Annotated in this window: 22 protein-coding genes; 4 read left to right on the plus strand and 18 right to left on the minus strand. The window is 49.2% G+C overall.

Annotated features, from left to right (window positions below):
- Positions 1-55 precede the first annotated feature (55 nt).
- Positions 56-586 carry a hypothetical protein gene (locus BBD42_RS25930; protein ID WP_150131608.1) on the minus strand — a complete coding sequence of 177 codons (531 nt, stop codon included), beginning with the start codon at positions 584-586 and terminating at the stop codon, positions 56-58.
- Between the two features lie 193 nt (positions 587-779).
- On the opposite strand from BBD42_RS25930, the gene BBD42_RS25935 reads away from it, so the two are divergent.
- Positions 780-2,627, plus strand: coding sequence for a stalk domain-containing protein (locus BBD42_RS25935; RefSeq protein ID WP_099520522.1), 1,848 nt, complete (start codon positions 780-782; stop codon positions 2,625-2,627).
- A 106-nt stretch (positions 2,628-2,733) separates the two neighbouring features.
- Positions 2,734-3,591, plus strand: a complete 858-nt coding sequence (locus BBD42_RS25940; protein WP_237163236.1) for an alpha/beta hydrolase — start codon at positions 2,734-2,736, stop codon at positions 3,589-3,591.
- 51 nt (positions 3,592-3,642) lie between these two features.
- Here BBD42_RS25940 and BBD42_RS25945 read toward each other — a convergent pair whose 3' ends face one another.
- The 17 genes from BBD42_RS25945 to BBD42_RS26015 all read right to left on the minus strand — a co-directional run bounded on the left by BBD42_RS25945 (position 3,643) and on the right by BBD42_RS26015 (position 18,456).
- On the minus strand, positions 3,643-4,101 hold the full coding sequence (locus BBD42_RS25945) for a hypothetical protein (protein WP_099520523.1): 459 nt from the start codon (positions 4,099-4,101) through the stop codon (positions 3,643-3,645).
- Entirely contained in the window at positions 4,091-6,127 is a 2,037-nt protein-coding gene (locus tag BBD42_RS25950; RefSeq protein ID WP_099520524.1) for a S9 family peptidase, read from the minus strand. Before BBD42_RS25950 ends, BBD42_RS25945 begins: the two co-directional genes overlap by 11 nt.
- Before the next feature lie 31 nt (positions 6,128-6,158).
- A complete protein-coding gene (locus BBD42_RS25955; RefSeq protein ID WP_099520525.1) occupies positions 6,159-7,148 on the minus strand; it encodes an ABC transporter ATP-binding protein in 990 nt (329 codons plus the stop codon).
- On the minus strand, positions 7,148-8,122 hold the full coding sequence (locus BBD42_RS25960; RefSeq protein ID WP_099520526.1) for an ABC transporter ATP-binding protein: 975 nt from the start codon (positions 8,120-8,122) through the stop codon (positions 7,148-7,150). The genes BBD42_RS25955 and BBD42_RS25960 overlap by 1 nt, the downstream gene beginning before the upstream one ends.
- A gap of 21 nt (positions 8,123-8,143) precedes the next feature.
- On the minus strand, positions 8,144-9,067 hold the full coding sequence (locus BBD42_RS25965) for an ABC transporter permease (protein ID WP_099520527.1): 924 nt from the start codon (positions 9,065-9,067) through the stop codon (positions 8,144-8,146).
- 17 nt (positions 9,068-9,084) lie between these two features.
- Entirely contained in the window at positions 9,085-10,002 is a 918-nt protein-coding gene (locus BBD42_RS25970) for an ABC transporter permease (RefSeq protein ID WP_099520528.1), read from the minus strand.
- 77 nt (positions 10,003-10,079) lie between these two features.
- Entirely contained in the window at positions 10,080-11,597 is a 1,518-nt protein-coding gene (locus BBD42_RS25975; protein WP_099521815.1) for an ABC transporter substrate-binding protein, read from the minus strand.
- Positions 11,598-11,718: 121 nt separating this feature from the next.
- Positions 11,719-12,909, minus strand: a complete 1,191-nt coding sequence (locus BBD42_RS25980) for a M20 metallopeptidase family protein (RefSeq protein WP_099520529.1) — start codon at positions 12,907-12,909, stop codon at positions 11,719-11,721.
- A gap of 33 nt (positions 12,910-12,942) precedes the next feature.
- Positions 12,943-13,656 carry a FadR/GntR family transcriptional regulator gene (locus BBD42_RS25985; RefSeq protein WP_099520530.1) on the minus strand — a complete coding sequence of 238 codons (714 nt, stop codon included), beginning with the start codon at positions 13,654-13,656 and terminating at the stop codon, positions 12,943-12,945.
- Positions 13,657-13,991: 335 nt separating this feature from the next.
- Complete coding sequence (locus tag BBD42_RS25990) at positions 13,992-14,630, minus strand: phosphatase PAP2 family protein (protein WP_172455636.1); 639 nt, start codon at positions 14,628-14,630, stop codon at positions 13,992-13,994.
- A gap of 219 nt (positions 14,631-14,849) precedes the next feature.
- Positions 14,850-15,023 carry a hypothetical protein gene (locus BBD42_RS31880; RefSeq protein ID WP_172455637.1) on the minus strand — a complete coding sequence of 58 codons (174 nt, stop codon included), beginning with the start codon at positions 15,021-15,023 and terminating at the stop codon, positions 14,850-14,852.
- A gap of 73 nt (positions 15,024-15,096) precedes the next feature.
- Positions 15,097-15,243, minus strand: coding sequence for a hypothetical protein (locus tag BBD42_RS31885; protein WP_172455638.1), 147 nt, complete (start codon positions 15,241-15,243; stop codon positions 15,097-15,099).
- 156 nt (positions 15,244-15,399) lie between these two features.
- Positions 15,400-16,221: a hypothetical protein gene (locus BBD42_RS25995; protein WP_099520532.1), complete on the minus strand. Its 822-nt coding sequence runs from the start codon at positions 16,219-16,221 to the stop codon at positions 15,400-15,402.
- Positions 16,218-16,817 (minus strand): DUF1572 family protein, encoded by a 600-nt coding sequence (locus BBD42_RS26000; protein ID WP_099520533.1) that lies wholly within the window; start codon positions 16,815-16,817, stop codon positions 16,218-16,220. Before BBD42_RS26000 ends, BBD42_RS25995 begins: the two co-directional genes overlap by 4 nt.
- Positions 16,818-16,868: 51 nt before the next feature.
- Positions 16,869-17,405 (minus strand): YfiT family bacillithiol transferase, encoded by a 537-nt coding sequence (locus tag BBD42_RS26005; protein ID WP_099521816.1) that lies wholly within the window; start codon positions 17,403-17,405, stop codon positions 16,869-16,871.
- A gap of 175 nt (positions 17,406-17,580) precedes the next feature.
- Positions 17,581-18,126 (minus strand): spermidine/spermine N(1)-acetyltransferase, encoded by a 546-nt coding sequence (gene paiA / locus BBD42_RS26010; RefSeq protein ID WP_099520534.1) that lies wholly within the window; start codon positions 18,124-18,126, stop codon positions 17,581-17,583.
- An 81-nt stretch (positions 18,127-18,207) separates the two neighbouring features.
- Positions 18,208-18,456 carry a hypothetical protein gene (locus BBD42_RS26015; protein ID WP_099520535.1) on the minus strand — a complete coding sequence of 83 codons (249 nt, stop codon included), beginning with the start codon at positions 18,454-18,456 and terminating at the stop codon, positions 18,208-18,210.
- Positions 18,457-18,606: 150 nt separating this feature from the next.
- Here BBD42_RS26015 and sdaAB point away from each other — a divergent pair, with 150 nt between their 5' ends.
- Together sdaAB and sdaAA are read left to right on the plus strand one after the other, a co-directional pair.
- The gene (gene sdaAB, locus BBD42_RS26020; protein WP_099520536.1) at positions 18,607-19,281 is read left to right on the plus strand and encodes an L-serine ammonia-lyase, iron-sulfur-dependent subunit beta; all 675 of its coding nucleotides are present in this window, start codon (positions 18,607-18,609) and stop codon (positions 19,279-19,281) included.
- A gap of 5 nt (positions 19,282-19,286) precedes the next feature.
- A complete protein-coding gene (sdaAA, locus tag BBD42_RS26025; RefSeq protein ID WP_099520537.1) occupies positions 19,287-20,165 on the plus strand; it encodes an L-serine ammonia-lyase, iron-sulfur-dependent, subunit alpha in 879 nt (292 codons plus the stop codon).
- The last annotated feature ends 17 nt before the right edge of the window (positions 20,166-20,182 follow it).

Consider the following 20,182-nt stretch of genomic DNA (forward strand, 5'->3'; position numbering starts at 1 on the left):
AGTTGAGACGAATTATGAATTCGTATTATTTTTCAATGCATATGCCTTAAAGCTGTTATTCCTTCCAATAACCATCGTTTTTGATCGTATCGATACTGATTTGCGCACGATTGTTAAGAGACCTTTTGTCTCTAAGCTTAAAAAGGGACAGCTCATGCCCCGGATCAACGACCAGCGGCTTTTTCATAATATCCTCCAGCAAATGAAGCGCCGCTTCATAAGCCTCAAAGCGGACGGAATCGGAAACGGTTTGTCGCATCGCCTTAATCATTTCAAGGATATGCTCGGCGTACATCAGCTTGACGATGCTGTCCGCACTCATTAATTGCTTCGTCACGAAGGCGACCACATTTTTTATAATTCGCTCATTATTGTGTACCTTTATAATGGCCAGCAGCGATGCAGCCGCATCCCAGTCTCGAATCGACAATTGCTTCGTGCAGCTGTCTATACATTCGTTATACCACTCGTTTTCTACTTCCCTATCAATTTCGAACTGCTTGTACGCTTCATAAACGCCTGCCTGGCGCATGCTCATAAAGCTGCCGAAATGCAGAAGGAACAGCTCCTTCGCTCTTTCCATCATTCATTTCCTCCTACATGTATAGAGGCGCTTGCCTTGTCCCTTCCCATTATAAATTTAATTGAACGGGATTCCAACCGACTAATCCGATTTATTCCGCTTTTATGGCCAATTATTTGAATAAAACGGTAACCTTTTGGCCTAAATTACGTCTAGTAATTATTGGAATTATTTAAACTGAAAGTGAGGATAACTTATGAAACGACGTTTCTTGCACGTAACCAAGCTTGCTGGCCTGACGCTAGTCGCCACTGTAACCGCATTCACCGCAGTGTCCGACGTTTCTGCCAGCATGTCCAGCCCTTGGACGGACGATACCGCTTCTGACAATAACAATAATACGGCGCGCTCGCAAGTTTCCGTCTCTTTTCAAAATACGCCTGTCAGCCTTCCTCTTCCTCCGCGAATGATCGAAGGAACAATAATGGTTCCCGGAAAAGCCGTTCTGGAAGGATACGGCTACAAGCTCACCTGGCATGCCGCTGAGAAGCGGTTAACCGCCGAACACCCGAGCAAACTGGGGCTTGTATTTTGGGCGGATCGCAAGGAAATGGAGATGGGTGGCAAACGGATAAACGATTTGAAAACAGCCCCTTATTTGGACAAAAAAATGATCTGGCTGCCGCTGAGGCTCGTTGCAGAAGCATCTGGACTGAGCGTCACCTGGGACGCCTTCAATCGAACGGCATTTGTGAGCGATCCGCATGCCCTCCCGCAATTTAGCGTGATGACTAAGCCAAATGACGGCACGGCAGCTTCACCTATGCCGCTGCTTAAATATATGCAGGAAAATATGAATGTCGATGTGCGGCTGCAATTGGCTGATCCGGAATTTTATAAGGAAAAAACAACTGTCCTGTTCGCTGCGGGTGATCCTGCTTCTATCATGCTGCTTGAGGATCCGTACCAGTACAACGATGAGCTGCTGGAGAGCCTTGCGGTCGATTTGACGAAGCAGCTGGAAGCTTATCCGCGTTTAAAGGCGCTTGCGGGCAATAACGCCTTGGGCGGCCGAGTCATTAATGGGAAACTTTATGGCATTGCCCGCCCCGGCGATCAGCATGACGCGCCCTTCCCAGCCATTAGGCAGGATTGGCTGGATAAGCTGAATTTAGCCCAGCCCAAAACAATGGATGAACTATATGAGGTATTAAAGCAATTTACGTTTAACGATCCGGATGGCAATGGCAAACAGGATACCATCGGATTATCGGGCTATACCTTTGCCGCCGGACTAGGTACGCTGTCTTGGGTCGAGCAAGCTTTTACTGGAAGCCCTGACCGTTTCTCCATGAAAGACGGCAAGCTGATTGACCATGCCGCTGCGCCTGAACAAGCACAGGCGCTGAAATGGCTTGCCCGCGCTTATCGCGATGGGCTGGTGGACAAAGAATTCGCCGTTAGAACCGGGGAACAGACGAAGGACGCCCTGAGTGAAAACCTCACAGGCCTTGCTGCCATGAGCGTCACTGAAGCAGCACAGCTTTCAACTGGACAAGCGGTATGGGTGCCGCTTTCCGGCGTTCAAGCCACTTCAGCAACCCCAGCGATTGCCCCATGGAAGCTGGAGGGAAATGGGATGTATATCGTTAGCACTATGACGAGAACCGATCCCGGGCTGATGCTGAACTGGCTGAATCGCGGCTATGAAATGACGGAGAAAAACGAATGGGGAGCGATTGCCGAGCTTGGTGCCGCGGACTATTCTGCCATCAATCATCTGTTCGGACAAACCGATATGCTGAAAGGCAATCAAAGCGTAGCAGCGTTGCCTGCCAATGTAAGGAGCACTTATGAAACAGCCGTTGCCGAGTGGCGTAAAACCTCTTATGCCGACACGGCGCTGCCTCAGCTTAACAGCTTCTGGAGCCAAGGCAACTATGCCGATCTAAACAATAAGCTGGCGATGTTTAAAATTAAAGTAATTATGGGTGCCGCAACGATTGAGGAATGGGAGCGTTATATTGCCGCTCTTGTCGCGAGCGAAGAATATAAGCTAATGATCGCCGATATCCATACCCATCTTGCAGCCCCAGCCAAGTGAGCGTCTGGCTAGTCGCATTTTCACAGGCAGCTAGTCTTGCCAAGCATTAACCTATTTACACGTCTGGGCATATAGTGGAGCATCTTAGTTTGAGAGGAATATAAAGATGAACGCTACTTATGCAAGCTATAATCACGATCCCTATCGCACGTATCCGATGAACGGCTGGCAAGCCCAGCCTCATCATGCCGCGATGCATATGAAAGTACAACCGACCGAACCACAGCAGCCGCTTACCTTTGTGCTTATCCACGGCTCTTGGGCGGATGCCAGTTTTTGGGACGAATCAGCTGCTGAGCTGCGCAAAATGGGCCACGCCGTGTATACGCCAGAGTATCCCGGACACGGCAAAGATCCTAACAAAGCGGTAACCCACGGGATGTTATCGCGCTCGATTGCAGATTTCATTATCGCCCATCATTTGCAGCAAATTGTCCTAGTGGGACATAGCTTTGGCGGCTCTTTAGTTCAAAAAGTGGCGGAACTTGTTCCGGACCGCCTGAAGCGGCTCGTATTTTTCAATGCCTTCGTGCTGAATGACGGGGAAATGGTTGCAGACGAGTTGCCGCCAGCTGCCGGGGCCCTTTTTCAACAGCTGAGAGAAAGCTCCAAGGATAATACTATTATGCTGCCGTTTCCTTTTTTTCGAGAAACCTTCGTCAATCTTGCAGGCCTCGGTTTTGCCAAACATGTGTACAGCCAAATTACACCGGAGCCCGCTGGCCCATTATATGAAAAGCTGGATCTCAAAAAATTTTACAGTCTGACTACTCCCAGAAGCTATCTGTACTTTACGGTAGACAACGTTATGCCGCAATATAATCAAATGTATGGCTGGCATCCTCACATGTCCAGCAGACTGGGCTTATTCCGGCTTATAAGCGGGCATGGCGATCATTTTTCTACCGCAAAAACCGAGCCGCGCATGCTTGCGCAAAAGCTATATGAGGCGGGAAGGGACTAACCTGTACAAAAAAAAGGGCAGCTCATGAGCTGCCCTTCCCTCCGTACTTTATTAATAATTTTCCTGCTTTAAATGAATAGAGAACAAGCGTCTCCCGCTATCATCAGCTTCCCTGTACTGAACGATCTGCCACTGCCGATGGATAAGGGCTTGCAGCTCATTTGCTGCATGCTCATCCAGCACAAAACCCCGCACTCCATCATCCGCGCTTCTGTAATCCCGCTCCGCTTGAAGGCCGAAGCGGAAACGAAGCAGCTTCTTCAAACCATTTAAATGCAAAAAACCAAATTCATAGCCGCTGCGGAAAGCTTCCTCCAAATCAATAGACAGCTCCTCTGCAAGCTGGACACGCTCTACGAATGCCATTGAAGGCTCTGCCGTTCGATCGATAATGGAGGAGAAATCCTTGCTTCGTATACAAGCCGCAATATGCGCATCCGATTCGCCGCTAGTCCGGCAGTTTTCAATGAGCAACGCAATCGGCAGCGGCAATTGCATTTTATGCTTCATCTGGCGCGCCCCCTGTTTGAGCAGTTGCGGCAAGATGCTTATCCAGCCAAGCGTTCACTTCACGGAGTGCCTCCACGCGATAAGAGGGCTTTCCGTTTTTGAGGAAGGCGTGATTAGAGCCCGGATAGCGAATGAGCTTCGTTTGCTTGCCTAACCGCTTAAGAGCGGTGTACCACTCGTCAGATTGTCCGACTGGACAGCGAAAATCCTGCTCGCCATGCATAATAAGCACAGGAGCCTTCACTTGGCTCACATAGGTCAATGGCGATTTTTCCAACAGCAAGCCCTGCTGCTCCCATGGGTTCCCGCCTACGATACCTTCTGTGTAGGAAATGCCAATATCGCTTGTCCCGTAGAAGGAGAGCCAATTTGAGATGCAGCGCTGTGACACAGCCGCTTGGAAACGGTTATTTTGGGAAATAATCCAGTTGGTCATTAGCCCGCCATAGCTTCCACCCATGACACCCAAGCGCTCAGGATCGATAAAATCAAAGCGTTCAAGCGCCACATCAACAGCGTCCATTAAATTGCGGTAGTCCCCGCCGCCGAAATCACCTCGGCAGCTCTGCGCGAAGCGCTGGCCATAACCGAAGCTGCCGCGTGGATTTACATAGAGAACTGCGTATCCTGCGGAAGCTAGCGTTTGAAGTTCATGGCTATAGGCTGGCGCATACATCGCATGCGGGCCGCCATGAATGACGAGCACCAGCGGCGCCTTTTCGCCTTGAGGGAGTGCTGGCGGGCGCATCATCCAGCCTTGGATACGGTCGCCATCCGTGGAATCGAACCATAACGTCTCAGGAATGCTGATGTCCAGCTCGTCCATTGCCGCCTTATTCCATGACGTCAACCGCAGTTCCTCTCCGCTCAGTCGATCCAAACGGTAAAGCTCGCCCGATCCATGAGCATCCATAGACAGCACAATAAAGTAACGGCTATCTCTGGATTCCTCTAGCTGGTAAATGTCGCGTTCCCCCGATGAGACCGGCTCCGGTGCTCCAGCTTCTCTGAACCGATATAGCTGGGCTTGTCCATGATGTGTACCTATTGCGAATACACTCGTTCCATCCTTAGCAAACAACGGGCCGGGCATAACCGCAGCCGTGCGCATGTCGTTCAAAATATAATTGCCAACCTGAACATCTGTCTCCTGCCATGCGACAGGAGCCCCACCGCTACTTGGCACTGTATAAATGTTGCTTTGGGTGCCACTGCCATACTTGCGGTCTTCGGCGATTAGCGCAATCGTGCTGCCGTCCGGCGAATAGCTGAACTGGCTAATGCTCAGTGAATGATCCGTAATCCGGCAAAGCTCTCCGCCAACTGCACTAACTGTAAACAAATCCTGATAGGCGATTAAATCCGGGTCCAGCTCAGAATCATCTATTTTTTTGCTTAAAAAAGCAAGCTTGCTCCCATCCTCCGTCCACACGGGCTGTGATACATTGAACTTGCCTGACGTAAGCTGCGTCACTTCTCCGCTCGTTACCTCAATCCGAAACAGCTGGCTGTATCTGCCGTCCCACCAGCCTGATCCTTCCGCCTTTGGAATCGTCCGCTCGTAGCTTCGGCCGCGGCGGCTTTCCTGCTTGACGATTTCTTCCTTTGTGAGCTTTCCCTGCGCCTCTTCCTCGCTTATTCGGCTCGTAAAGGCGATTGCGCTCCCATCTGGCGACCAGACGAAAGCAGCAACGCCATGCTTTGCCGAAGTAAGCTGGGCAGCAGTACCTGCGCTCACATCTGCCAGCCACAGCTGCTTGCCGTTTTCATTCACCCGCAGAAAGCCCAGCTTCAGGCCATCCGGCGACCAGCTCGGTGCGAAATCCTTTGAACCATCCGTTAATGAAGCATCCTCTTGGCCATCTATCGTTACGACGCGGATATGCGTCTTATAATCATTTTTATCTTGATCGATTTCTTTGTACACATAAGCAACTGAAGATGTCACCGGATGAAGGGACGGATCGCTGATCCAGCTGTAATTGTATAAATCCTCAGGCTCGATTAAGCGTTTAGGCTCAGGCATATAAGCGCCTCCTCTTGATCTTAGCTTTAGTCTAGTTCAGCGGAAAATGGCAGGCCGCCATGTGTCTGGAACCGGAAGGCTCCAGGGCGGGCGCTTCAATTTTGCATATAGGCTGCACATAAGGGCAGCGAGGATGAAACGCACAGCCAGTCGGCGGATTGACAGCGCTTGGCAGTTCGCCAGACAGCACAATCCGTTCCTTGCGGATCGTCGGATCAGGCACAGGAACGGCCGACAGCAAAGCCTGCGTGTACGGATGCTTCGGCCGTGCAAACAAGTCGTCACGATCAGCAAGCTCAACAATTCTCCCTAAATACATGACCGCAATGCGATCGCTAATATGCTTCACGGAAGGCAAGCCGTGGGCGATGAAAATATAAGTGAGCGAAAACTGCTGCTGCAGCGATTTTAGCAAATTTAAAATTTGCGCTTGAATCGATACGTCCAGCGCCGATACGGGCTCATCGCAGACGATCAGCTTCGGCTTGAGCGCGAGCGCTCTTGCAATACCGATTCGCTGGCGCTGTCCGCCGCTGAACTCATGAGGATAACGGTCCAACTGATGGGCACCAAGGCCCACCGTTTCCAGCAGCTGGACTACCTCGCTTTGCAGCTCGCGCCCTTTCGCCAGACCATGAATTTTGAGCGGCTCGCCAACGATATCTTTAACGGTCATTCTTGGATTCAGCGAGGCGTATGGATCTTGGAAAACAATTTGCAGCTCCCGCCTTACTTGCCGGATGTCCTGCTCATTCATTCCCGTAAGACGCCTTCCCTCAAACCAAATCTCGCCAGAAGACGGCTCAAGCAGCTGCGCTACCATCTCGCCCGTTGTTGATTTGCCACAGCCGGACTCGCCGACGATGCCCAGCGTTTCCCCTTGATTAATCGTGAAATTGAGGCCATCCACTGCACGGACATACTCATTGCCTCGGGCAAACAAGCCCCGCTTCAAGGGGTAATGCTTTCGCAAATCTTTCACTTCCAGCAGGGGCGCCGCATTAAAGCCTCTCTGGTTCATCATGACACCTCCTCGCTTTTCAGGCATCTCGCATAATGACCATTGCCAACTCGCTCAAGCTCCGGTTTAATGACCATGCATTCGCTGCCTGCATAAGAGCAGCGAGGGTGGAAAGGGCAACCGCTTGGCATGTCCAGCAAATTAGGCACCATGCCGGGTATTGACGCTAGCTGCTCCCTCTGCTCATCCATTCTCGGCAATGAACCGAGCAGACCGACTGTATAGGGATGCTTCGGAGCAGCGAACAGATCAATGACCGATGCCTCTTCGACAACTTCCCCTGCATACATAACGACGACTCGATCCGCCATTTCCGCTACAATGCCTAAATCATGCGTAATTAAAATAACGCCCGTCTGCTGCTCCTTGCTGAGCTTTGAAATTAAATCTAAAATTTGCGCCTGAATTGTCACATCCAGCGCCGTTGTCGGCTCATCAGCAATAAGCAGCTTCGGCTCACAGGCAAGCGCCATCGCTATCATAACCCGCTGCCGCATCCCTCCTGACAGCTGATGGGGAAATTGGCGAACCAGCTTGGAAGCATTAGCTATGCCTACACGCTGCAGCATATCTATACTTTTCTGCTTGGCCTCCGCTTTGCTTGTGCCTTGATGGACGCGGAATACTTCCGCCAGCTGATTGCCAATCGTAAACACAGGATTAAGCGATGTCATCGGCTCTTGAAAAATCATCGACATTTCGTTGCCGCGAAGCTTCCGCAGCTCCTTGCGAGAGAGCTTTACCAGATCGCGCCCTTGGAATGTAATCTCCCCTCCCATTATAGTACCTGGAGATGCGATAAGACCCATAATGGAAAGCGACGTGACGCTTTTTCCACAGCCTGATTCCCCTACTATGGCAAGCGTTTCCCCCGCTTCGACGGAGAAGGAAACGCCGTTCACTGAAGGGATAACGCCCTTGTCCGTTTTAAAGCTCGTTTGCAAATGTTTAACTTCCAGCAAAGGTGTCGGCATATTGCTCCCTCATTTCCCTTCTTATTCCTTCGATTTCATGCGAGGGTCCAGCATATCGCGAAGCCAATCTCCGAAAAAGATAACGCCTAGAACCGTAATCGTAATGGCAAGCCCCGGAAAAGTAGCGACCCACCAGCTTGTAGCCAAATATTGGCGACCATCGCTCAGCATCCCGCCCCAGGAAACGGCAGGCGGCTTAATGCCAAGCCCTAGAAAGCTAAGTGACGCTTCCATAATAATCGTTGTAGCCACGCTCATCGTGGAAATAATGATAAAGGATGACAGTACATTCGGCAAAATATGGGTGAAAATAATTCGCCCATTCCGTGCGCCTAGCGCTCTTGCAGCTTTTACAAAATCCCGTTCCTTTACGCTGAGCACTTCCCCGCGGACAACCCGCGCATAGGAGACCCAGTTGGTAACGCCAATAACGAAGATTAGCGTTCCAAGTCCCGGTCCAAGTACGGCGAGTACAACGAGCATAAACAAAATCGCCGGGATAGCGATAAAGGCATCGGCGACCCTCATAATAATGGCATTTACCCATTTGCCATAAAAGCCTGCAAGCAAGCCCAGAAGCGCTCCGATTGCACCTGACAGCATAACGGCTCCAATGCCGACGATTAAAGATACTTGCGAGCCATAAACAATTCGGCTCCAAATATCTCTGCCCAAATTATCCGTCCCCAGAAAATGCTCATGCGTGCCGCCCTCCAGCCACATCGGCGGAAGCAGCCGCTGCGCCGGGCTGATCTTCGCTGGCTCATGGGTGGCAAACAACGGCGCGCCAATGGCAATGATGCACACGGCGAGTACGATCAGAATGCCGAGCGTACCGGTCTTGCTTTTCAAAAGCGACTTTATGCCTTGCCGCCACCGGCTTTCCGTTTCCTCGGGCCGCTTGCCCCGCAAGCCATCCGCTTGCGTTTTGGATAATAACGACATCTGCCTCACCTCTGGCTTTAACTGTATTTAATGCGTGGGTCCAGATACCGGTATACAATATCCGTTAATAAATTTACAACCAATACGATGATGGCAATGACGAATACGGCAGCCTGTACAATCGACATATCATGCGTATTGACGGCCGACACGAGCAGTTGTCCAAGCCCCGGCCATGAGAACACGGTCTCGGTTACGAGCGTCCCGCCGATCAGGCTTGTAAATTGCAGGCCCATGATCGTAACGACGGGAATAAGTCCATTGCGCAGCGCATGCTTGAAAATAACGATCGTCTCCAGCAGTCCCTTGCTTCTCGCCGTACGAATGTACTCCTGGTTTAAAATCTCCAGCATGCTTGCTCGAATGAGCCTCGTCATTTGCGCCGCAATTCCGGCTCCAAGCGTGATGGCCGGAAGGACAAGATGCTCCGGCCCGCCCTTGCCGGAAACGGGGAAAATGCCCAATATGACCGAAAACAATAAAATCAGCATAATGCCTGTCCAGAAATTCGGCATCCCTTTGCCAAGCGCAGACAAGCCTGAAATGAATAGATCCAAATAAGTGTTGCGCTTCAGCGCCGAAATAATGCCCAGTGGAATCGCAATCAGCGTTGCAATCAGCATTCCCGCTCCAGCAAGCTGGAAACTTGCAGGCAGCCTTTCCAGCACAAGCGGCAAAGCTGATTGTCCGTAATGGAAGGAATGTCCGAAATCTCCCTGGATCGCATTAAAGAGAAATAGGCCGAATTGAACATATAGAGGGCGGTCCAGCCCCAGCGCCTCAGACAGAACGGCCCGATCCTCCGCTGTTGCCGTTTCCGGCAGCATCAGATTGACCGGGTCACCCGTCACATGCACAAGCACAAAAACGATGGCGGATATGAGAAATAGAACCGGCACCATTTGCAGCAAAGATTTGATCAAGTATTTGCCCACTGAACGGCCCCTCTCCCTGTAATAGATTAAAGCAAAAGGAAGGGAATAGAACGCTATTCCCCCCTTTATAGTTGCTGCTATTTTAGCGTAATGTCTTCCGCATAATACATTTCATCGAGCCTTGGCGTATAGCTGATGCCTGCTCCGACGCCGTAAATGCCTTTCATTTGATACAAATAAATAGTAGGACGGTCAACTGTAAATTGCTGTTGAACCTTCTGGTATTGCTTCTCGCGGTCTGCTAAATTCATGTTTTGCAGCGCCGATTGCAGCAGCTCTTCTACTTCTGGATTGTTATAATCCGTCTCGCCAGCCGCATTTTCTTTCTTGAAGCGATTGTAATTGTTCGAGGCATCAAACAAGGAATTTCCTACGCCCAGCAGGAACAGCTCGTTGAATTTCTTCGAGTTCAGCTTCTCGCTGAAGCTGCTGGCTTCCAAAATTTCCAAATTAACTTCAAAGCCTACATCCGTAAGCATTGCTGCTACGACCTCGGCCACCTCTTTGTATTGAACGGAAGCTGAGAACGATACTTTCGCGCCATTTTCATAACCAGCTTCTTTCAATAAAGCTCTTGCACGCTCTTGGTCGTACTCAAACGTATCATACAAGCTCGGATCTGAACCGAAGTTGCCCGGCGTAACCGACGTTCTAGTCGGAATGCCTGCGCCGCCAGCGATGCTGTCGATAATAACCTGATTGTCGATCGCAAGATCAATCGCCTCGCGAACCTTCGGATCAGCCGTAATCGAACCTTCCGTCATGCGCATAATGATATGAAGCACACGCTGAATTTTCGCTTGTTCTACACTCAGGCCATCGACGCCGTCAATACGGGCAATGTCCGTTGCCGGAACGCCAGCAGCAATATCAACGCCGCCTGTCAGCAGCTCGGATACACGAGTGGACGCTTCAGGAATGGAGCGGAAAACAACATTTTCCCATTTCGGCGTTCCACCGAAATAATCGGCATTTTTCACCAGCTCAATGCGGTCATCTTTCGTCCATTTGGAAAATTTATAAGGGCCTGTGCCTACCGGAGCTTTCAAGAAAGCTTCCATGCCGTTCTCCTCAATATATTTGGAAGGCAAAATGCCTGCGCCCATACGGGACAAACGATTAAGCATAATCGGATCTGGCGTTTCAGTAATAATATCAACCGTATAATCATCAATAACATTGACTTCTTTAATATGCTTGTAATACGTATTTTGCTTCAATGTGGTATCCTTTGCGACACGCTCAAGCGAGAACTTTACATCCGCCGCTGTGAATGGGTCGCCGTTGTGGAACTTGACGCCTTCGCGCAGCTTCAATCTCCATGTTGTATCATTGACCTGTTCCCACGAAGTGGCAAGCACGGGCACTTTGTTTTGCTCGTCGTCATTTTTCAGCAAATAATCAAACACATTGACGAGTACCGCTTCGCTCATCGTATTGTTGTTGTTGTGGGTATCGAAGCTTTCGATATCCGTCGAGTTAGCGATCGTTAAAGTCGTTTTGTCTGCGCCAGCTGGAGCGCTAGCCGTCCCGCCATTCGTTTGCGTCTCATTTTTCGTCTCTGCGGCATTGCCGCATCCTGTAACAACCAGCATAACCGCTATTATTGCTGCAAAGCCCTGTACATACCATCTTTTCAAATCGCACAGCCTCCTGAAATTCGTTTAGTTTGTTTGTTTGTTCAAATATAAGAATTTATAAGTTTAACCTTGCCATTCACAATTGCGGATCAGCCAAATAGTTAAGTGCAAGGGCCGACAGCATTGCAGCTCCGTAAGGGAGAGCAGCTTCATCCAAATCAAATTGGGGATGATGCAGCGGGTAGGATGTATAGGCCTCTCCGCTTCCAACCCCCAAGCGGAAAAACACGCTTGGCACAGCTTCTGAATAAAAAGCAAAGTCCTCGCCGCCCATCGACGGCTTTACATAAATCCATTTTTTCCCGCCGAGTACCTGCTCGCTTGTCGTGGTAAGAAAATCAACCATCGCTTCATCGTTTTGCACAACTGGATAGCCCATCTGGTAGTTCAATTCGTAATCCGCGCCAAAGGATGAGGTCACGCCGCGAATGATGTCCTCTAGCAGCTGCGGCATCCGATCGCGTACTGCCGGTGTCAGTGTCCTGACTGTGCCGACCATCTCCACTTCAGGTGCAATCGCTGCTCCCATGTAGCCTCCGTTGATTTTGCCAATGGTCACGACCACCGGCTCAAGCGGATCAACCAGACGGCTCGCTACATGCTGCAAGGCTGATATCACCTGTGCCGCTACCGTAATCGCGTCTACTCCCTCATGAGGACGGGCAGCGTGGCCGCCTTTGCCGATCACCTTGATCTTTATGCTGTCCGCTGAAGCGAAGGCAACTCCCTTCGTTACTGAAATGGAGCCTGTCGGCAGCGCAGGAAAGACATGAAGCCCTGCCATTACGTCCACAGCGGGATTTTGAAGCACACCGTCGTCCATCATCGCTTTCGCTCCAGCAAGCCCTTCTTCGGCAGGCTGAAATACAAATTTGATATTTCCGCTTGCCGGCTTCCCTAAACCTGCTAGCAGCTGGGCTGCGCCCATAAGCATGCTCGTATGAGCATCATGGCCGCATAAATGTGCTTTTCCCGGTATTTTCGATTTATAAGGAACGCTCTTCAAATCCTCGATCGGCAAGGCATCCATATCTGCCCGAAGCGCGATGGTGGGACCAGGCTTTTCGCCGCGAAGCAGTGCGACAACGCCTGTTTTCCCAATATTCGTCTGAACCTCCAAGCCTAGCTGCCGCAAATGCTCGGCGACGATTCCCGAAGTTCTTACTTCCTCAAATCCAGTTTCAGGGTATTGATGGAGATCTCTGCGCCATGCTACTAGTTGTTCCTTCTGCTGATTTGCAAGAGCAAGAAGCTCATTTAATTTCAATTTGTTCACCCTCCTACAGTGCCGGTTGACCAGTTAACTGTCTCCTTCGACAACGACACGCGCATAAATCGCATGCACGGTTTCGTCGATATGCTGATTCATCGCTTCTTTCGCGCCGTTTCCATTGCCGGCTTGAAGCGCATCGAGCAGCAGCATATGCTTGTCATAACTTGTCCGTCTGACGTTCTCGTTATAGGGCATCAAATCCAGTGCAGGATTAATTTTGGTGCGAATTTTCCTGACTGCCTTCTCGAAATAATCGTTGCCGGAAGCTTTCGCAATCGACAAGTGAAATTTGACGTCCAAGGAGCGGAACATTTCACGCGTGCAATCCTCTTCCATGCTCGTTTCAATAAAACCCCGCAGCAGTTCTAGCTCTGCCGTGCTTATCCGCTTAGCAGCAAGGAAAGCCGCTTCCGGCTCTATAATGGAGCGATACTCGAATACTTTCAACATATCGTCCCAGCCGCCGCGCACCTCCTCGCGTGTTCTCTGGTGCGAGTTTATCGTTAAAGGAAGAACGAATGTGCCGCCCTTGGCTCCAATTCGCTTCTCGATTAGCCCTTTGCCTTCAAGCTCGGATAATGCTTCCCTGACCGCAAGCCTGCTAGCCTTGAATACTGCTGCAAGCTCGCGTTCCGTCGGCAGTTGCTCCTCCGCCAGAAAATCTTTAAGGATAATCGCTTCCTCTAGCTGCTCCAAAATAAAATCGCTAACTTTTTTAGCGGATACTTTTTCGAACTGCATTTGACCCCTCCAAATCAACAGAAAAACATTAAGGTTCAAACCTTAGACCAAAACTACCATATCAATCCCTATCTGTCAACTTGGTATTTGAATTTTCTTCGACAACGGCTTCCTTTATCCGACAAAATCCACCTAGTGCAAGTGTAAACGGCTGTTGCCGTCCTCTGGCGGCAAAGCTACCGTTTCGAGGGTGACCTATGAGCCGATTATAAGTATGAACCTGATAAATTCTTAAATTTCAAAAAAGACCGCCAAGTGGCATTTGGACGTATGCTCCAAACCCTTTGGCGGCCTGCTCTGCTGCTTTCTATTATTTTGGGTGCCTTTTGAACGCTTTAAGAAGCCTTTACACGAGTGAAGTATCGCGCGCACTGAATGACGACAATGAGCCAAACCAAGCTAATCAAATAAGCACCTACAACATCACTCGGATAATGCACGCCTAAATAAATTCGGCTGATCCCTATGCTGGCAATCATAATCGAGCTGAAGGCGAGCAGCCATATCCTCGCCTGCTCTAACGGAATATGACGCCAGCATAAGTATGTAACGATTCCATAAAAGGTAAACGCACTCATGGAATGACCGCTCGGAAAGCTGTAGCCAGCTTCAACAATAATCGCATGCAGACTTGGTCTTTCGCGATGAAACAACAGCTTCAGTCCAATGTTTAACAATGCGGAGCCAATTACAGCTGTTAAAAACACGATCGTCTCCCTGCGGCTTTTCCATGCAAACAGCAGAAACAGCGTAATGGGAACCGAGAGAAGGGCAACCATACTGCCTGACCCAATGAAAGAAAGAAATTTCATAATGCTTGTCCATGCCGGTGCCTCGAGCAATTGAATAGTATGGATCACCCCTTGATCCACGATTTTCACAAATTCGGTTTGCACGGTTAGCCCGATAAAAATAAATAGAACGAAGCTTACAAATGCAAGTAAATTCAGCTTTGAGTAAGAAAAAACAACCACTTCCTTCACCTTTTGATTTTCAGTCCTTTGTACAGCTTTTCCAAATTTTAAAGGACGATACCAGCATGCTAACATTGTTGATCTGCAGGGTCAGGCAAGGCGGGTCAGCCTTTGAACCATTCAGCGGCAATTTTCCAGGCCAATAATGACCAAAAAGCCTGTGTGAACAGGCTTTTCCCCCTGTTTGCGCCCGCCTGTTCTCGCTCCCCCTATAAGAGCTCAGGGACGTTTTCGGATCAAGCGATTTAATGCTGCAGTCACCGCTTTTTCATTATCGCCGTCCGCATCTGCTTTCTCCAATGCAACTAATGCCAGACCATAACCGAATAGCGACAATGAGGCAGAAATTTTAAACAGATCGCTAGAGGTTATTTTTGGTTCATCAGACATCATTAGCCCCTCCTCAATAGGTGATCCTATCCTCCATCAGCCCTATACTTATAAAACGAAGCTGCTAATGGCTTTGTCAGGAGGTATCCTCTTTCTCTGCTCTCGCTTTCAGTACGGCAAATAGCCCAAAAAGATCGCCAACCACTAATATAACAGCAGACCATAAGGCGAGATCATCGGCTGAAGGCTCATTCAATTCCGGTTTTGCGACGGTTTTTGACATCCGGATTAAGCTCCTTCGTTACTAATAATGATAACAGCCTATGCGAAAAAGCATGGCGCGGTATAGGCATTTGTAACGTGTGCGGAAATTTTCATCAATCCCGCACATGAAGAAAACCGTCAAAGTCGGGCTTTGACGGTTTTTTAAAGCATTTGGCTAGTATTGCGGCTCTCCCGCCCGAACGTCAAAATCCTTCAAAAGAACAAGTGGTTTTTGGCCGCGATTGCTCTCCTCGCTCAAGCGTTTGCCTGCCGCTGCATCCCATGTTTTTTTCATATAATCGCCTGTCAGCAAATTATAATCTTCTTCATCCGCATCCTCCATCAGCTGAGTGCCGGTGAAATACGAGCCCGTTGTGGCCCCAATCAAATACCAGCCCTCATCCTGATAACGAAAACGATACGTATTGTACCATCTCCAGTTGCTCCCGCCAATATGACGAAGAACAAGAACGCCCTTCTCAATTGTCAAGCCTTCAAACGGATCGCCGTAAATGCCGCCTTCATTAGCGCTCAAAACCGCATGCTCTGCAATAACAGATCGCTTGTATGTGTGATCCACCTGTCCAAAAGCAATCATAATGGCGCGGTCTGGCGCTTCTTGCGAGATGTCTTCCTTCTCCAGCACAGCAGCGATGTCGACAAGGCCGTCGTTGTTCAAATCTCCTTCTGTTTGCTCCGGCTCTCCCTCAAAAATCTCCAGCACCTTCCATCCAGCTGGAACGAGTGACTCGAAATCTGCTGCTTCAGCCTCGTCATCATTCGTGGCGCTTGCTATTGGCGATTCCGAATCCCCCTGACTCGTATCCAATGCATGATCCTGACCCGCTGCATAACCCTGACTGAACGGATTAGGCGATGCGCTTGCCGAAATTGGATCAGCTTCAGGCTCAATGCTCCCAGTATTCGTATTCGTGCCGCCGCTGCATGCGCTCGTGAATAGCAAACAGGCAATAACCAGCGTGTAACAAATTCTCAAATACGTTCCCCTTCTCTATCTCCATCCAACCGTTTTAGTTCCTCATCGGTAAAATGCTTAATCGCTTTCTCTTTGGCAAATTTCCCTGCATTGTATTGCTTTGATCCATTTTTTGGCACGGACAAGCTGTTCCACTCGTGTTCCTTCAATCCTTTTGCAGCGTAAACGATTTGCCCAATATGATAGGGGTAATGCGCCAGCTGACGGTTGATCGCCTCCAGAACGGTATGCCCCTCGTTGCGAATATAAACAATTTGGCTAAGCTGCTCCGGCTGGAGCGAATCTATCGCCTGAAAAAAACAAGCCCATGCTTCGTCCCAGCTTGCGAGCAGCTCTTCCTTATTCGCCCAGTCATTTTCAAACTCGGCATCGCGATCCCGCCAATCCTTCTCGCCGTCTGCTGTCAGAAAATCCGTCCATCTGGACAAAATGTTGCCGCACATATGCTTGACGATCGTGCCAATGCTGTTTACATCCTCTTTAGGCTGCACAAACAGTTGCTCCGGCTCAAGCTGATTCATCGCTTTTTCAGCAAGCTTTTTGTAATAGTGGAACTGTGATTTAATGCTATCCAAATAAACAAGTTGTAAATTCATCTCAACGCCCCCTATTTTCGAGTAAAAAATAGTCGTTCCACCGTTTGCATGCTACTCCATGCTCCAGCCCATGCGCTCACGCAGCCGGGTAATATGGGCGATATGATGATTGCCATGCCAAGCATAATTGCCCGCATTCCAATCGAGCTGAATCGTATTTCCAGATTCGGGATGAATAAAAGCTCGCTTTAGCTGCTCGCGGCTTAGCGAGCGAAGCAGCAGCAGCCACCTGCTGTGCAGCGCATCGAGAAGCGCTAAAGACAACTCAATAGCACCTGTGCGCCCGTCACTTAGCTCTGCCCATCTTTCCTCATAATATGGACGAATAGTCGGCGTTTCTTCTGTTAGCGCCAGCTTAAATCGCGTATATGCATTCATATGGCTGTCCGCCAAATGATGCACTACCTGTCTCACCGTCCACCCATCCGGGCGATAAGGGGTATCGAGCTGTTCCTCGCTTAAATCGGATACAGCTGCTCGCAGCCGTGCCGGGACCGATTCAATATCGGCAAGCCATCCATCCAGTTGACGCTGCGTAATGTCGCCTTCATGCTCAAACAATCCGATGGGAAAGCGCAAATCATCCATTTTCCAGCCTCCTGCAAGCATAAAAATGCCAGCCTCCTCATTCTTATTAAAATTATAATAGCATTTCCTCTTGTTTGGAAAGGCATTTATAATATCACGGGAATTCGTCTGGCAAAACCGGCATTTAACTACTCGATGGGGGACAAGCTGCTTTAGCGATCGAATGACTTTTTCATCAGTTGAATTTCCGTTCAGGCAAATATGGGAGCAGTGATTTGGTCATTATTAAATCTATTTGTTCTTCATCTCCCATATAGAAGGAGTGGGCCCCTGTTTGAACAAAGCCGATTTTTTTATAAAAGGCAATTGCGCCCTCATTTTTTTCCCAAACGCCTAGCCAGATGCTCCCTTTGTTCCGTTCAATCGCTAAATGCATAGCTTTGTTTATCAGAAGCTTACCAAGCCCCTGCTTATGAAGTTTTTTCCTTATATAAATTCTCTCGATTTCAAGCGAATCGTCGCCCATTGATTCAGTTTGAGCACCATCCGTGTTCAGCTTTAAATACCCGGCAATTTGCTCATTAGAATATATAAAAAAGAATTCCGAAGAGCTATTACATAATTCCTTTTCTAATTGGTTAAAGTTAAATGCTTTTTCCAAGTAAGCTTGCATATTTTCAGGCGAATTTTGATTGCTAAATGTGTCAATAAATGTTTCCATACTCACTTCCTGAAGCAATCTTAAATCTTCAATGGTGCACTTTATTATTTTTATAGTCATTTTATATCGCCTCCTTAATATGCAAAAAGCTAACCGTCTTTCCTATCTGTACAGGAAATAGGTTTTTATTTTTTGGTTATATTAATCATTATTCTTTACATGATTACTGACAGTAACCAATGCCCTGGCAGCTCCACTACGATTATATTTTTCAATTGAGGTAAAAAAATAGTACACCATTTTTGTTGCATTTACAACAAAAATGGTGTACGTATTTTCCACGCCAACAGCTTTATTTTCTTTCAACATTAAAAACACGATAGATATATGCACGCTGGCAAATGAATAAGCTTTATAAGCTGTCGGCAGTACAGCCACACCTAGCAGCACCGGCGTTCCAGCTGCATCATCGCGTCCACAACGTTATATTTCATTACACTACAAACCTAAAAAACATTTAAAGTCATATATGTTGACACTAAAAGTAGTGTTGCGTTACTCTAAATAGCAGTGATTACTGTACAGAACGGTGGTAAAGCGATGCGTTTTAAAAATGTATTTTCTATAATCGGGCCTGCCATGGTCGGTCCCTCCAGCTCGCATACAGCAGGCGCCGTCCGCATTGGCCGCGTAGCGAGGCAATTGCTCGGTACGGTTCCGAACAAAGCTGCGATTAAACTGTACGGCTCTTTTGCCGAAACCTACCAAGGACATGGCACCGATCTCGCACTCGCTGCAGGCTTGCTTGATTATGATACAGATGATGCCCGAATTCGCCATTCGCTTAAAGATGCTTGGTCATCTGGCGTGGAAATCAACTTCAGCCTGGGGGTCGGGCATGTTCCGCATCCGAATACAGCGAGAGTCGAGCTGTGGGCAGGAGATCGATATGCTGAAATTGTCGGTGCTTCTATCGGCGGGGGAAATATTATGATTCATCAGATGAACGGATTTGATGTCCAGTGTACGGGAGAGTTTCCGACGCTTGTGCTTCTTCATGGCGATTTTCCCGGCGTACTGTCCGGCATTACACATGTGCTCTGCGAGGATGGCATCAATATAGGTTACATGGATGTGGATCGAAAAGCGAGGAATGGCGAAGCGATGACCGTTATTGAAGCCGATACGAAAATAACAGCTGCGATGCAGCTCAAAATCCAGCAACTTCCCCATATGATCAAAAGCTCTGTCATTGATCTCACCTTAAGGAGCTGAGCCGGATGAAATATCGGTTTTTGCATGAGCTGGCCGCAGCGGGACAGCAGCAAGCCAAGCCTATATCGCAAATTATGCTTGAGGAAGAAATCGCAGAGTCCGGCCATACCGAGGAGCATATTTTAAGGCAAATGGCAGACTACTACCAAGTTATGAAAGAGGCCGTGCATAAAGGGCTAACTGCTAATACGCAATCCAAGAGCGGTCTTACAGGGGGCGATGCTAAGCGCGTGCAATCCTTCACCGCCAATAACGCTCCCTCCTCTGGGGAACCGGCAAGCAGAGCAATGGCCTATGCCCTCGCCGTTTCCGAGGTCAACGCTTCCATGGGCCGGATTATTGCAACCCCGACCGCAGGCTCATGCGGCATTATTCCTGGCGTATTCGTGAGCGCGCAGGAGCGGTTTGGGTGGAGCGATGAGCATATGGTTAGAGGTTTATTTTGCGCAGGCGCAATTGGCTATGTCATTGCGAATAATTCTTTTATTTCCGGTGCGGAAGGCGGCTGTCAAGCCGAGGTCGGCTCAGCGATCGGCATGGCGGCCGGAGCTATGGTTGAGCTGCGAGGCGGTACGACAGACCAAGCGGTTCACGCGGTTGGGCTTGCCCTTAAAAACTCGCTGGGGCTCATTTGCGATCCCGTTGGCGGTTTAGTAGAAATTCCCTGCATTGTACGCAACGGCTTTGGCGCTGTCACCGCTTTAGCGGCAGCGGATATGGCGATGGCTGGCGTCCGCAGCATCATTCCCTCCGATGAAGTCATTAACGTCATGCTGGAGGTCGGCAGCGCCATGCCGAGCAAGCATAGAGAAACGGCGCAGGGCGGTCTCGCCCAAACGCCGACAGGCCGTAAAATTATGGAAAATTTAAAGAAACGAAAATAATTAGAGAGGCCTATGAA

Source organism: Paenibacillus sp. BIHB 4019 (assembly GCF_002741035.1).
Classification (GTDB): domain Bacteria; phylum Bacillota; class Bacilli; order Paenibacillales; family Paenibacillaceae; genus Pristimantibacillus.

Coding starts and splice junctions, on each gene's coding strand:
- BBD42_RS25930 (WP_150131608.1), bottom strand. CDS start 586: ATGATGGAAAGAGCGAAGGAGCTGTTCCTTCTGCATTTCGGCAGCTTT.
- BBD42_RS25935 (WP_099520522.1), top strand. CDS start 780: ATGAAACGACGTTTCTTGCACGTAACCAAGCTTGCTGGCCTGACGCTA.
- BBD42_RS25940 (WP_237163236.1), top strand. CDS start 2,734: ATGAACGCTACTTATGCAAGCTATAATCACGATCCCTATCGCACGTAT.
- BBD42_RS25945 (WP_099520523.1), bottom strand. CDS start 4,101: ATGAAGCATAAAATGCAATTGCCGCTGCCGATTGCGTTGCTCATTGAA.
- BBD42_RS25950 (WP_099520524.1), bottom strand. CDS start 6,127: ATGCCTGAGCCTAAACGCTTAATCGAGCCTGAGGATTTATACAATTAC.
- BBD42_RS25955 (WP_099520525.1), bottom strand. CDS start 7,148: ATGAACCAGAGAGGCTTTAATGCGGCGCCCCTGCTGGAAGTGAAAGAT.
- BBD42_RS25960 (WP_099520526.1), bottom strand. CDS start 8,122: ATGCCGACACCTTTGCTGGAAGTTAAACATTTGCAAACGAGCTTTAAA.
- BBD42_RS25965 (WP_099520527.1), bottom strand. CDS start 9,067: ATGTCGTTATTATCCAAAACGCAAGCGGATGGCTTGCGGGGCAAGCGG.
- BBD42_RS25975 (WP_099521815.1), bottom strand. CDS start 11,597: ATGCTGGTTGTTACAGGATGCGGCAATGCCGCAGAGACGAAAAATGAG.
- BBD42_RS25985 (WP_099520530.1), bottom strand. CDS start 13,656: ATGCAGTTCGAAAAAGTATCCGCTAAAAAAGTTAGCGATTTTATTTTG.
- BBD42_RS31880 (WP_172455637.1), bottom strand. CDS start 15,023: ATGATGTCTGATGAACCAAAAATAACCTCTAGCGATCTGTTTAAAATT.
- BBD42_RS31885 (WP_172455638.1), bottom strand. CDS start 15,243: ATGTCAAAAACCGTCGCAAAACCGGAATTGAATGAGCCTTCAGCCGAT.
- BBD42_RS26000 (WP_099520533.1), bottom strand. CDS start 16,817: ATGAATTTACAACTTGTTTATTTGGATAGCATTAAATCACAGTTCCAC.
- BBD42_RS26005 (WP_099521816.1), bottom strand. CDS start 17,405: ATGGATGATTTGCGCTTTCCCATCGGATTGTTTGAGCATGAAGGCGAC.
- paiA (WP_099520534.1), bottom strand. CDS start 18,126: ATGACTATAAAAATAATAAAGTGCACCATTGAAGATTTAAGATTGCTT.
- sdaAB (WP_099520536.1), top strand. CDS start 18,607: ATGCGTTTTAAAAATGTATTTTCTATAATCGGGCCTGCCATGGTCGGT.
- sdaAA (WP_099520537.1), top strand. CDS start 19,287: ATGAAATATCGGTTTTTGCATGAGCTGGCCGCAGCGGGACAGCAGCAA.